The 12,824-nt window shown below is 68.9% G+C and carries 11 protein-coding genes; 9 read left to right on the forward strand and 2 right to left on the reverse strand.

Features of this window, described 5'->3' with window-relative positions; all coding sequences use genetic code 11:
- The first annotated feature begins 205 nt into the window (after positions 1 to 205).
- Positions 206 to 745: a DUF6101 family protein gene (locus tag MWN34_RS13820; RefSeq protein ID WP_247029880.1), complete on the forward strand. Its 540-nt coding sequence runs from the start codon at positions 206 to 208 to the stop codon at positions 743 to 745.
- A 292-nt stretch (positions 746 to 1,037) separates the two neighbouring features.
- Here the strand turns inward: MWN34_RS13820 and MWN34_RS13825 are convergent, their stop codons facing one another.
- Positions 1,038 to 1,760: a TetR/AcrR family transcriptional regulator gene (locus tag MWN34_RS13825; protein WP_247029881.1), complete on the reverse strand. Its 723-nt coding sequence runs from the start codon at positions 1,758 to 1,760 to the stop codon at positions 1,038 to 1,040.
- Positions 1,761 to 2,357: 597 nt separating this feature from the next.
- On the opposite strand from MWN34_RS13825, the gene MWN34_RS13830 reads away from it, so the two are divergent.
- Positions 2,358 to 4,244, forward strand: coding sequence for a potassium transporter Kup (locus MWN34_RS13830; protein WP_247029882.1), 1,887 nt, complete (start codon positions 2,358 to 2,360; stop codon positions 4,242 to 4,244).
- A gap of 226 nt (positions 4,245 to 4,470) precedes the next feature.
- Positions 4,471 to 5,640 (forward strand): putative bifunctional lysylphosphatidylglycerol flippase/synthetase, encoded by a 1,170-nt coding sequence (locus MWN34_RS13835; RefSeq protein ID WP_247029883.1) that lies wholly within the window; start codon positions 4,471 to 4,473, stop codon positions 5,638 to 5,640.
- A gap of 98 nt (positions 5,641 to 5,738) precedes the next feature.
- On the opposite strand, the gene MWN34_RS13840 is transcribed toward MWN34_RS13835, so the two are convergent.
- Positions 5,739 to 6,428, reverse strand: coding sequence for a hypothetical protein (locus MWN34_RS13840; protein WP_247029884.1), 690 nt, complete (start codon positions 6,426 to 6,428; stop codon positions 5,739 to 5,741).
- A gap of 278 nt (positions 6,429 to 6,706) precedes the next feature.
- Between MWN34_RS13840 and MWN34_RS13845 the strand changes: the two genes are divergently transcribed.
- The 6 genes from MWN34_RS13845 to phoU all read left to right on the forward strand — a co-directional run bounded on the left by MWN34_RS13845 (position 6,707) and on the right by phoU (position 12,771).
- Positions 6,707 to 8,032, forward strand: a complete 1,326-nt coding sequence (locus tag MWN34_RS13845; protein ID WP_247029885.1) for an ATP-binding protein — start codon at positions 6,707 to 6,709, stop codon at positions 8,030 to 8,032.
- A 135-nt stretch (positions 8,033 to 8,167) separates the two neighbouring features.
- Positions 8,168 to 9,214, forward strand: a complete 1,047-nt coding sequence (gene pstS, locus MWN34_RS13850; RefSeq protein ID WP_247029886.1) for a phosphate ABC transporter substrate-binding protein PstS — start codon at positions 8,168 to 8,170, stop codon at positions 9,212 to 9,214.
- A 169-nt stretch (positions 9,215 to 9,383) separates the two neighbouring features.
- Positions 9,384 to 10,352, forward strand: a complete 969-nt coding sequence (gene pstC, locus MWN34_RS13855; RefSeq protein WP_425532119.1) for a phosphate ABC transporter permease subunit PstC — start codon at positions 9,384 to 9,386, stop codon at positions 10,350 to 10,352.
- Positions 10,353 to 10,368: 16 nt separating this feature from the next.
- On the forward strand, positions 10,369 to 11,202 hold the full coding sequence (gene pstA, locus MWN34_RS13860) for a phosphate ABC transporter permease PstA (RefSeq protein ID WP_247029888.1): 834 nt from the start codon (positions 10,369 to 10,371) through the stop codon (positions 11,200 to 11,202).
- Positions 11,203 to 11,209: 7 nt separating this feature from the next.
- Positions 11,210 to 12,031: a phosphate ABC transporter ATP-binding protein PstB gene (gene pstB, locus MWN34_RS13865; RefSeq protein WP_247029889.1), complete on the forward strand. Its 822-nt coding sequence runs from the start codon at positions 11,210 to 11,212 to the stop codon at positions 12,029 to 12,031.
- Between the two features lie 26 nt (positions 12,032 to 12,057).
- Positions 12,058 to 12,771, forward strand: a complete 714-nt coding sequence (phoU, locus tag MWN34_RS13870) for a phosphate signaling complex protein PhoU (protein WP_247029890.1) — start codon at positions 12,058 to 12,060, stop codon at positions 12,769 to 12,771.
- Positions 12,772 to 12,824: the final 53 nt, after the last annotated feature.

Here is a 12,824-nt window from a genome sequence, read left to right on the forward strand (position 1 = left end):
TAGCGCGGCGATACGCGGCGGCCCCGTGCCGGCAAGGAATCGGCAAGCATGACGCGGCTTTCCGGGTCGGTTCGGACGGCGAAGGAAGTCTCAACCATGTCCCTTAAGCCGATGGGCAGAGGGCCGGCGCCATGGTGTGCCCATGACCGGGGCCGATGAGCCGCGCCGGAGATGATCCGGCGAAGAACCGGCAGGGAGACCGACAATGCGTCACACAGTGATGGGCGGGAGCCTTCCCGCGCAGCCGGCGCCCTGCGCGCCTTTCGCCGGGGCCGCGCCGCTGGTGCTGTGCCAGCGGGACGGGCGAGCCGATGACGGGCTGTGCCGGGTGGAGATCGTCGGGCGGAGCCTCGCGCTCACGCGCCTCGTCGGCGGGCGGGACGCGTGCCGCATCGTGCCGCTCGCCTCCTATGAAGGTATCGCGGCGGTGCGGTTCGGGACCGGGCAAGGGCACGGCGTCGCCCTGCTGCTGCCCCATGCCGATCCCGCGCTGGCCGTCACCCTCCATGCGGCGCCGGACGATGCCGACCTCGTCGCCGCGTGGCGCTTCTGGTGTGCCCGTCTCGCGCTGCCCATGCTGGCGCAAGGACCGGACGGCGCCTATCGGCCGGCGACCACGATGCTCGGAGCGGTGGTGACCGGTGCCGTACAGCGGCGCCGCCGCCTGTCCCGGATCGGCCGCGCCCGCTCCGTGGCGCTGCGACGTGCCAGCTCCGCGCCGGCGCGGCATCCGGTGCGCGCCTGATTCACGCCCGGCCGCGGGCATCGGGACGGCGACACGCTGCGGCGGCCGGTGGACGATCTGCCGCATCCCGCTCCCCGCCTCGCCGCAACCGGGCGCCGAGGCCGTGCTTCCAGCCACCATTCGGGATGGTCCGGCACGTCCCGGGCGATGCCCGCGCCACTGCTGCCGGGCCGGGTCTCGTGGTGATGGGCCGTCATCGCTTCGAAGGCGCTGTCCTTGCCGTCACGGGAGCAGATGCGTGGCGAGCGATGCCGGTGTCCCTCGTACCGGGCCTTGGCAGGGGCCCGAGGCTTCAGGTGGCCGGGCGGGATCCCCAGGATCGCAGGAATGCGCCCACCATATGGCTGACCACATGCTCGACCCGTTCCGGCCCCGGCGCATCGGAACGTCCGAACAGCATCGGCATCACCAGCGGGGCATGGCAGCCCACGAGGAATTGCCAGGCGGCCAGTTCGGGATCGGGCAGCGCTGCCAGCTCGCCCCGCGCCGCGCGGGTGGTGAGCCAGGCGGCGAGCCGGGCGGCACCGGCGGCGGGCCCGGATTCCAGAAACTGGTGGCTGATCTCGGGAAAGCGGTCGGCAATGGCAATGACGATGCGCAGCGTCGCGATGTATTCGGGCCGGATCATCGCCGCGACATAGGACCGGCCGATCTGCGTCAGCCCCTCGCGAACCGTGCCGGCATCCTCGGCGGTGTAGATGCGGTCGGCGGTCTGGTGGCACTCCTCGTCGACGAGGGCCGAGAACAGCTCCTGCTTCGAGGTGAAATAGACATAGAGCGTGCCCTTGGAGACGCCGGCGACGCGGGCGATCTCGGCCATGCGGGCGGCATCGAAGCCAAGGGCGAGGAACACGTTGCGGGCGCCGGCGAGGATCTGGCGGCGCTTTTCCGAATCCAGCGCGCCCATCTCGCCGGCAACGGTGTCGCCCGGTGCGGCTGCGCCGTCGCAGGTCGCGGCGCAGGGCGCCGCCCCGGCCGGTCCGGCGATGTCGCTAGCGGTGCGGAACGCGGTCATGCCTCAAGCGTTTCCCATAAGGAAGGTGCGGCGGTTCGAGGCGCGAACCGCTTAGCGTAGCGCCATCCACGAATAAGCCAGATGCCGCAGCGGGCGGCAAGCCGGGCGACAGCACGAGCACGAGGGGGCCCCGTAAAACACCGTCACAGATTGTTGACCGAACTGTTCAGTTTACCCTTGATCGACGAAACGAGGCCTTCTATGTTCCATACAACCGCGGTGGGGCTCCGCAGGCTCCCGCAAGCCTGCGAACCGGGCTCCATCGATGGTAGAGGGAGGAGAGCGATTCCGCCCCCCAGCTCTCCTCCCTCAGCCCATCCGGCGCCCGCCCGCAGCTGGATGGCCGCGCGCCCTTTGGCGGCACCCCTGTCTTTTCCCGCACGGACGAGTTTGATCGCGCGCCCACTTGGCGGGATCGCGCGGGCAGAGTATTGGTGCGACGGCCTCACTTCGCGGCAGCCGCCAGACGATCCTGATGAACATCCAGCGTCCACATGATGTGCAAGGGTCGCGGCCGGAACGGCTTGCAGGGCAGGCGCGCCGCTTGCCTCCCCTCCACCTCGAACGGCTCTCCATCGGGATCGTGTTGAGACCGTGATGTCCGAATCGATGTTCGAGAGGAAGGGGCGCTCGCTGCCTTTCGCCGCCGAGATCGCCGCCCTCGGCGTCGTCTTCGGCGATATCGGCACCAGTCCGCTCTATGCCTTCCGGCAGGGGCTGCTGGCGATCGGTCCGACGACCTTCACCCAGGCCGACGTGCTGGGCTTCCTGTCCCTCATCACCTGGGCGATCATCCTCTCGGTCACCATCAAATATGTGCTGCTCGTGCTCCGGGCGGACAATGACGGCGAAGGCGGCATCCTTGCCCTTCTGACGCTGCTCGACCTGCAGCGCAGCGCGGTCGGCGGGCGGATGTGGCTGCTGGTTGCCGGCCTGATCGGCGCCGCCATGCTGATCGGCGACGGCGTGCTGACCCCGGCCATGTCCGTGCTTTCGGCGATCGAAGGCCTCGAGGTGGTGGCGCCCGCCCTCGACCACTGGATCGTTGCGGCCACCGTTCTGGTCATCGCCGGCGTCTTCCTGTCGCAGCAGGCCGGAACGGAGAAGATCGGCGCGCTCTATGGGCCGATCATGCTGCTGTGGTTCGTTTCGCTGGGCGGCATCGGCATCTACGGCATCTTCCAGGCGCCGGAGGTGCTGTTCGCCGCCGCTCCGCGGCACGGCATCAACCTTCTGATCGGCCATCCGATGATCGCCGGCGCCATTCTCGGCGCCACCTTCCTCGCCATCACCGGCGGCGAGGCGCTCTATGCCGATCTCGGCCATTTCGGCCGTCCGGTCATCACCAGGGCCTGGCTCTGCGTCGCCATGCCGGCGCTGCTGCTGAACTATTACGGCCAGGGCGCCACGGTGCTGCATGACCGGGTGGCGGTGCGCAATCCGTTCTACGATCTCTCGCCCGACATCATCGACTTGCCGCTGCTGATTCTCGCCGCGGCGGCCACCGTCATCGCCTCGCAGGCCATCATCACCGGCGTGTTCTCGCTCGCCAAGCAGGCCATCGAGCTCGGCTACCTGCCGCCGATGCGGGTGCGCTACACCAGCGAGCACAACGACCAGCACATCTATATCGGCCGGCTGAACTGGCTGCTCATGCTGGCCTGCCTCGCGGTGGTGGTGTCCTTCGGCTCCTCCGACCGGCTGGCCTCGGCCTATGGCATCGCGGTGGCGATGGCGATGGTGTCGACCACCATCCTGTTCGTCGCCTATGTGAAGCGGAGCTGGAACTGGCCGCTGCCCGCGCTCATCCTGCTCGCCGGCGGGCTGGCGATGATCGACGTCTCCTTCGCCCTTGCCAACCTCACCAAGCTGCACGACGGCGGCTGGCTGCCCCTCATGATCGCCGGCGTGGTGCTGCTGGTCATGGTGAGCTGGCGGCGCGGGCTGGAGGGCCTCGGCATCCAGCAGCGCCGCTTCACCGAACCGCTGGACGAGTTCATCGCCCGCCCGCGCCCGCCCGGCACGGCGACCAGCGAGCGCACCGCGATCTTCCTCTCCCGCGCCGGCGCGATGACGCCGGTGGCCCTCAGCCGGCTTTCCAGCCTGCTGAACGTGCGCTTCTCCAAGGTCGTCATCGTCTCGGTGTGGATCGCCTCGCGTCCGCGCGTCGGGGTGGACGACCGCGTCCGGGTCACCGCGCTCGACCCGGACCATGTGCGCGTCGACCTGCGCTTCGGCTACATGCAGCAGATCGACGTGCCGGCGGTGCTGGACCCGGCCCTGCATGCGCAGGGGGTGGACCCTGACGATTCCGTCTATCTCATCGGCCATGAGCGCATCGTGCCGCCGGACGAGATCCGCGCGGTGCGGGACGTGCTGGCCCACATCTTCGCCTTCCTCGCCCGCAATGCGGAGCGCTCGGTCGACCGGTTCGGCCTGCCGCGCCCCCGCACGATCGAGATCGGCTACCCGGTGCGGCTGTGACGGAAGCGGGCGGGAAGGGCGCTGTCGCCGGGATTGCGTCGGGCGCAGCCCGGCTACGTCAAGCGTTCACCTTGATGTGCGACGAAAAAGCCACCACGTCACGGCACGAAGCGCGCGCCCCTCGTCCGGGCCGTGTTAACAATGCCGCCAGACGATCTGACGATAGGGCAGTTCCGGGAGCGGGCGGCCTTCTTCCAGCAAGCAGGACGGGACGGGCCGGCACGGCATGGGTAAGTTGAAGGCGATCGGCGCATTTCTGCGCGCCCGTATCGGATGGCATGCCGTCGGGGTGGTCGCGAGCCTCGTCATCATCGGCATCGCCGCAGTCGTGCTTTACGAGATGCTGCGGAACATAAGGCCGCACGAGGTCTTCGCCGCCCTCACCGCCAAGGATCCCTGGCGCATCGCGCTGGCCGCCGGCTTCGTGGCGTGTGCCTATTTCACCCTGACCTTCTATGACTGGTTCGCGCTGCGCACCATCGGTCGGCCCGCGGTGCCGTACCGCACGGCGGCGCTCGCCTCCTTCACCTCCTATTCCATCGGCCACAATGTCGGTTTCTCCGCCTTCACCGGCGGCACCGTGCGCTACCGCATCTATTCGGCCCACGGCCTCGGGGCGATCGACGTGGCGAAGCTGTGCTTCGTCACCGGGCTCACCTTCTGGCTCGGCAACATGGCGGTGCTCGGCCTCGGCGTCACCATCGAGCCCTGGGCGGCCAGCGCGGTGGATCAGCTTCCGCCCTGGGTCAACCGGTTGATCGGGATCGGCCTCCTCGCCTCGCTGGCGGCCTATGTGATCTGGGTCGGGCTGCGCCCGCGCCGCATCGGGGTCGGCGCCGGCAACTGGACCGTAACCCTGCCGGGCGCCCGGCTGACCGCGCTGCAGGTGCTGATCGGCATCGTCGACCTCGCCTTCTGCGCGGCCGCCATGTATGTGCTGATGCCGGCGCAGCCTTATATCGACCCCATCGCGCTCGGCGTCGTGTTCATCTCGGCGACGCTGCTCGGCTTCGCCTCGCACGCGCCGGGCGGGCTCGGCGTGTTCGATGCGGCCATGCTGGTCGCGCTGCCGCAATTCGAGACGGAGGCGCTGCTCGGCTCGCTGCTCCTGCTGCGGCTGCTCTATTACGTCGTGCCTTTCGCGCTGGCCCTCGTCACGCTCGGCGTCCGCGAATTGCTGGTGAGCCGCGCCGCCCGCCGGATGGACATGGCCGCCCTCGGCCAGTCGGCCGCCCTCTCGCCGACTGCCGCCGCACCGGCCGCGGCCGCCCCCGCTCCCGAACGGCCTGCGCCGACCCGGCTTCCCCTCGCCGGCGAGGCCGCGCGCGAGGCCGCCAAGGAGGTTGCGAAGCCGGCCAAGCACCCGGCGGGGGAGGCCCATGGCGCCACGCCCTGAGGCGTTGCGTCCGGGCCGCTCATATCCGAGCCGCCTTCGTGCGCATCCCGCCTTTTCCGGTGGTCCGGGCAAGCGCACGCACCTGACCGAAAACGGCTTCAGCGCGTCAGGTTCGGTAGCATGGCGTCGAGGCCCAGAAGGCCGTCGAGGCCCTTCGGGATGCGTCTCAGCTTGACGTTGGACGGCAGCTCGACCGCGCCGGGCTGCTGCGGCCCGCGGGTTACGGTGAGCGCTTCGAACAGCGTCTGCGGCTGGTCGCGCAAATAGGTCTGCGCCCGGAGCACGATGCCGTCCGGGGTGATGCAGGCGTCCACCGTGCCGGAGCTGGTATTGGTCCGCCACACGTCGCACACCTCGTCCGCGACGCGGTCGCGCTTCAGCCGTTCGGCCTCCTCGGGGAAGTCGAGGAACAGATAATCCATCGGCAGCTCGACCTCGATCGCATTGCCGCGCACGGCCTTCATGTCGGCGGTCAGCAGGATCTTGGAGGAGCCGCGGTCGAGGAAGCCGGTGACCGACCCCTTGCCGGCCACGCCGACATCCACCCGCAGACGCGGTCCTACCGAGACGATGGAAACCACCACCTTGTCGGCTGCGACGCGGCCGGAGAGCGCATAGTCGGTCCGCGGGCGCGGCACCGGCTCGGCGCGCGCGAGCGGTGCCGACAGCAGCAGCGCGGCAAGCCCAGCCCCCATGGAAAGCGGGATCGCGCGGCGCCGATCCGTGCGGGAGGCGCGCGCGCAGGATGCACCGGCCCGGCCGGTGGCCGGAACGTCGTTATTCGTCATGGGTCCGCCGCCTCGGGGCTTCATCGTCATCAGGAAGCCGTGCACCATGTGTCAACTGGAGGGCTAGGGATCTTTCCGACCGGACGGGATAGAAACGGACTGGAAAGATCACGTGACTCAACAGGTTAGAGTGTCTTCAAGCTGCAGGGCCGGCCGGCCCCCGCTCCGATGCTCTAGCAGCCGCCGGGACGGCGAGAAAGCCGGCCCTTCTTCGTCTTAAGCATGAAAGGCCGCTTTGGTGCCATAAAGGATGGTGCGGGCGGTGGATTTGGGAAGCGATGTCGGCGAACGAGACCCCTACCGGTTCCGGGACTTCCCTCGCGGCGCGCCTCGCCGCGGCGCAGGGCGTGCTTCTGGCCGGCGCGATCGTGCTGGCGGGCGCGGTCGTGGCGGGGGGGCTTTCCGTGGCGGTGGCGCTGCTGATCGGCGCCGGCCTGCTGGTGGGGGCGCTTATCCCCGCCCGGCGGCGGCCCGTGGCGCGGGCGCTGGCGCGATTCGGTACCGCCGAGACCACGCTCTCGGCGCCGGCGCCGGTCGACAGCCGGCTCGGCGCGCTGGTGCAGGCGCTGCCCGAGGCGGCGCTGCTGCTCGATCCCCGCGGCACGGTGCTGGTGGCCAATGCCGAGGCGGCGCGCACGGTGGCGAGCGTGCGGGTCGGCGACCCGGTCTCCTTCGCGGTGCGGGTGCCCGAGGTGCTGGAGGCGGTGCGCTCGGCGAGCGCCGACGGCGAGCCGCGCCGGGTGGAATTCGCCGAGCGGGTGCCGCTCGACCGCTGGCTGCAGGCGAGCGTGGTGCCGATCCGCTTCGGGCCCGCCGGCGAGCGGCGGAAGCCCGACGCGACGCTGCTGGTGCTGCGCGACCTCACCCAGCAGCGCCGGGTCGAGCAGATGCGGGTCGACTTCATCGCCAATGCCAGCCACGAACTGCGCACCCCGCTCGCCTCGCTCTCCGGCTTCATCGAGACCCTGCAGGGTCCGGCGCGCAACGACACGCCGGCCCGCGAGCGCTTCCTCAAGATCATGGGCGAGCAGGCCCGGCGGATGTCGCGGCTGATCGACGACCTGCTCTCGCTGTCCCGCATCGAGATGACGGCCCATATGCGCCCCGAGGCGGAGGTCGACCTCGTCGCGGTGGTGAACCATGTGCGCGACGCCCTCGCCCCGCTGGCGCTGGAGCGCGGCGTCGCCATCGCCTTCGTCCCGCCCGCGGGCCCGGTGATGGCGCGCGGCGACCGCGACGAACTGATCCGGGTGTTCGAGAACCTGGTCGAGAACGCGCTGAAATATGGCGGGGCGGGCGAGGAGGTGACCGTGACGCTCGTCCGCGACGGCGGCGAGGCCATCGTCGGGGTCCGGGACTACGGGCCCGGCATCGCGCCCGAGCACCTGCCCCGCCTCACCGAGCGCTTCTATCGGGTGGACACCGCGCACAGCCGCGAGCAGGGCGGCACCGGCCTGGGGCTTGCCATCGTCAAGCACATCGTCGCCCGCCATCGCGGCCGCCTCGTGATCGAGAGTCGGCCGGGCGAGGGGGCGACCTTTTCGGTACGGCTGTCGGCACGTTTTCCGAAGGACGAGAAAACAGAAGTATCTTCAGCCGCTTAGACTGTCATGAAGGCGTAATGCAGCCGTCATAGAACCTTGGCGCCGGACCGCTATGAGTTCCGCGTGACCGATTTACTCCGTCGCCTCCGGCCATGCCCGGAACGCAGCCGGATTCACGAGCTAAGGAGAAGACCCGTGAAATTCACCCAGATCCTCGGCGTCGCCGTCCTTCTGAGCGGCACCATGCTTGCCGGCTTCGCGCAGGCCGCCGACATCAACGGCGCGGGCGCGTCCTTCCCGGCGCCGGCCTATCAGGCGTGGGGCGCGGCCTACAAGGAAAAGGCGAGCGTCGGCGTGAACTATCAGTCGATCGGCTCCGGCGGCGGCCAGAACCAGATCATCAACCGCACCGTCGATTTCGGCGCGTCCGATGCCCCGATGGCCGACGACAAGCTCGCCAGCAACAACCTGCTGCAGTTCCCGACCGTGATCGGCTCGGTGGTCGCCATCGTGAACGTCGAGGGCGTGGCCGACGGCCACCTGACGCTGTCCGGCCCGGTGCTGGCCGACATCTACCAGGGCAAGATCACCAAGTGGAACGATCCCCGGATCGCCGAGCTGAACAAGGATGTGAAGCTCCCCGCCGCCGCGATCGTGCCGGTCTACCGTTCGGACAGCTCGGGCACGTCCTACGTGTTCACCTCCTACCTTGCCGCCGCCAGCGCGGACTGGAAGTCCAATGTCGGCGCCGCCACCTCGGTGCAGTGGCCGGCCGGCGCGGGCGCCAAGGGCAATGAGGGCGTCGCGGGCACGGTGAAGAACACCAAGGGTGCCATCGGCTACGTTGAATATGTGTATGCCGCCGCCAACAAGCTGGCGACCACCAACCTGCTCAACAAGGCGGGCAAGGTGGTGAAGCCGGACGTGTCGACCTTCATGGCCGCCGCTTCCGCCGCCGACTGGAAGACCGCGAAGAACTTCAACGCCTCGATGATCGACACCGCCGGCGCCGACGCCTGGCCGATCGTCTCGGCCACCTTCATCCTGCTGCCGAAGAACCCCGCCAATGGCGCGCAGTCGGCCGAAGTGATGAAGTTCTTCGACTGGGCCTATGGCAAGGACGGCGACGCCATTGCCGAGAAGCTGCACTACATCCCGCTGCCCGACGCGGTTGTCGGCGATATCCGCAAGGCCTGGCAGGACGAAGTGAAGGCCGACGGCAAGGCCGTGTGGTCGAACTGATCGCCTGATGCGCGAGGCGGGCGGCGCGCCCGGCGCCGCCCGCCCGTCTTCCGTGCCGCCCGTCCTTTTCCGTCTCGTCCGCTTTTCGTCTTCGCCGTCCGTTCCGCCTCGCTCCCTGCGTCGCGGTCTTCCGGGATCAAGCGCTAAGGACCCCGCTTACATGGCCCATATGGATGCCACTCTCGGCGCCTCGCCGTCCGGCCAGCTCGCGCACAAGCCGACCGGGCGCATCAGCGACCCGATCTTCGTCGGCCTGCTCTGGGCCAGCGGCCTGTTCGTTCTGGTCCTGCTCGGCCTCATCATCGCCATGCTGTTCCATGGCGGCCTGCCGGCCCTGAAGGAATTCGGTGCCGCCTTCCTGTGGTCCACCTCGTGGAACCCGGTCACCGAGAAGTTCGGCGCCGGCGTCATGGTGTTCGGCACGCTGTTCAGCGCGATCATCGCGGTGATCGTGGCGCTGCCGCTGTCCTTCGGCATCGCCTTCTTCCTCACCGAGATCGCGCCGATGAAGCTGCGCCGGCCGATCGGCGTGGCGGTGCAGCTCCTGGCGGCGATCCCCTCCATCATCTACGGCATGTGGGGCTTCTTCATCGTGGTGCCGCTGATCGCGGCCTATATCCAGCCCCCGCTCATCGAATGGCTCGGCCCGCTGCCGGTCATCGGCGCGCTGTTCCAGGGCCCGCCGCTCGGCGCCGGCATGCTGACCGCCGGCCTGATCCTCGCCTTGATGATCCTGCCCTTCATCACCGCGATGTTCGTCGAGGTGCTGGAATCGGTGCCGCCGATGATCAAGGAATCCGCCTATGGCGTCGGCGCGACCACCTATGAGGTCTATCGCAACGTCTCGGTGCCCTATGGCCGCACGGCCATGGTCGGCGCGGTGATGCTCGGCCTCGGCCGCGCGCTGGGCGAGACCATGGCGGTCACCTTCGTCATCGGCAACGCGACCCGCATGTCGGCTTCGCTCTTCGCGCCCGGCTCGACCATCGCCTCGACCATCGCCAACGAGTTCCCCGAGGCGCCGATGGGTTCGCTGAAGCTGCAGGCGCTGCTCCAGCTCGGCTTCATCCTGTTCGTCATCTCCTTCATCGTGCTGGCGCTGTCGCGGCTGCTGGTGCGCTCGAAGCTCAAGTCCTGATCCGGGAGCCGCACCCATGGCATCGCTCGCCCGCCGGCGCGCCACCGACCTCGTCGTCAAGGCGATCTCGACCGGCTTCGCCGCGCTTTCCATCGTCCTGCTCGCCTGGATCCTGTGGACGCTGATCTCGCGCGGCCTGCCGGCGCTCGGCCCGCAGGTCTTCACCAACGTCATGGCGCCGCCCGGCGGCAATGGCGGCCTGCTCAACGCCATCGTCGGCAGCCTCCTCCAGATCGTGGTCGCGCTCGTCATCGGCACCCCGATCGGCCTGATGTGCGGCACCTTCCTCGCCGAGAACGGCCGCGGCACCCGGATCGCCGGCACCGTGCGCTTCATCAACGACGTGCTGCTCTCCGCCCCTTCGATCCTGATCGGCCTGTTCGTCTACCAGATCCTGGTGGTGCCGTTCGGCGGCTTCTCCGGCTGGGCCGGTTCGATCGCGCTGGCCATCCTCATCGTGCCCGTGGTGGTGCGCACCACCGAGGACATGCTGAACCTGGTGCCGATCGGCCTGCGCGAAGCGGCCTTCGCGCTGGGCGCGCCGCAGTGGAAGGTGGTGACGCTGGTGACCTGGCGCGCGGCGCGTGCCGGCATCGTCACCGGCGTGCTGCTGGCCCTCGCCCGCGCCGCCGGCGAGACCGCGCCGCTGCTCTTCACCTCGCTCGGCAACAATGGCTGGTCGCTCGACATGTCGCGCCCCATGGCCAGCCTGCCGATTGCGATCTATCAATACGCCGCAAGCCCGTTCGAAGACTGGGTCGCCCTTGCCTGGGCCGGCGCCCTTCTCATCACCGTGGGGGTGCTGACCCTCAATATCCTCTCCCGCCTTTTCCTGGCGAAGATGAAGTGAGCCGGCCATGAACTTCGCACCCGACACCCCCCTCGACATCGCGACTGCGGTGAACCGCGCGACGCCGCCTTCCGGCCAGCCCAAGCTGAAGGTCGATAAGCTGAACTTCTATTACGGCGACAACCACGCCCTGAAGAACATCAATTTCGACATCCCCGAGAAGCGCGTCACCGCGATGATCGGACCTTCGGGCTGCGGCAAGTCCACGCTGCTGCGCGTCTTCAACCGGATGTACCAGCTCTATCCCGGCCAGCGCGCCGAGGGCTCCATCCTGTTCGACGGCGTCGACCTGCTCGGCAAGGGGCTCGATTCCACCGTTGTGCGCTCGCGCATCGGCATGGTGTTCCAGAAGCCGACGCCGTTCCCGATGTCGATCTACGACAACATCGCCTTCGGGGTGAAGCTCCATGAGAGCCTCTCCAAGGCGCAGATGGACGAGCGCGTCGAGTGGTGCCTGCGCAAGGCCGCGATCTGGGAGGAGACCAAGGACCGTCTCCACACCTCGGCGCTCGGCATGTCCGGCGGCCAGCAGCAGCGCCTGTGCATTGCCCGCACCATCGCGGTGCGCCCGGAGGTGATCCTGCTCGACGAGCCGACCTCGGCGCTCGACCCGATCTCGACCTCCAAGATCGAGGACCTGATCGACGAGCTGAAGCAGGACTTCACCATCGTCATCGTGACCCACAACATGCAGCAGGCGGCGCGCTGCGCCGACCTCACCGCCTTCTTCTATCTGGGCGAGCTGATCGAGGTGGGCGTCTCCTCCGACATCTTCACCAATCCGCGCGAGCCGCGCACCCGCGACTACATCACCGGCCGCTTCGGCTGAGCCGCGCCCGCGAGAGGACTGCACCCATGACCGAACACATCGTCTCGTCCTTCGATGCGGACCTCAAGGATCTCGGCCGCAAGGTCGTCGAGATGGGCGGCCAGGCCGAGCGCCTCGTCGCCGATTCCGTCGCCGCGCTGGTGAAGCGTGACGCCGAGCTGGCGCAGAAGGTCATCGTGCTCGACGGCCCGGTCGACCTGCTGCAGCGCGAGATCGAGGAAAAGGCCATCCTCACCATCGCCCGCCGCCAGCCGCTCGCCAACGACCTTCGCGAGATCGTCGCGGCGATGCGCGTCGCCAACGACCTCGAGCGCATCGGCGACCTCGCCAAGAACACCGCCAAGCGCGTGCTGGCGCTGACCGGCGAGTTCCACCCGCAGAAGCTGGTGCGCGGGGTGGAGCACATGTCCGGCCTGGTGCTGGAGCAGCTGAAAGAGGTGCTCGACGCCTATGCCAGCCGCAACGACGCCGCCGCCGTCGAGGTCTGGAAGCGCGACGGCGACGTGGACGTGCTCTACACCTCGCTGTTCCGCGAGCTCCTCACCTACATGATGGAGGATCCGCGCAACATCTCGCTGTGCACGCATCTGCTGTTCTGTGCCAAGAACATCGAGCGCATCGGCGACCACGCCACCAACATCGCCGAGACGCTGCACTATCTCGTGACCGGGCAGATCCTCGCCGACGAGCGGCCCAAGCACGACACGTCGAGCCTCACCAGCGTCGCGTTTCCCAGTTGATCTGCCCGAGCTGAGGCACCCCCGCGGCGCAGGCCGCGGGCTGGTGCCGCCGG

It is taken from the genome of Ancylobacter crimeensis (assembly GCF_023016805.1).
GTDB lineage: Bacteria > Pseudomonadota > Alphaproteobacteria > Rhizobiales > Xanthobacteraceae > Ancylobacter > Ancylobacter crimeensis.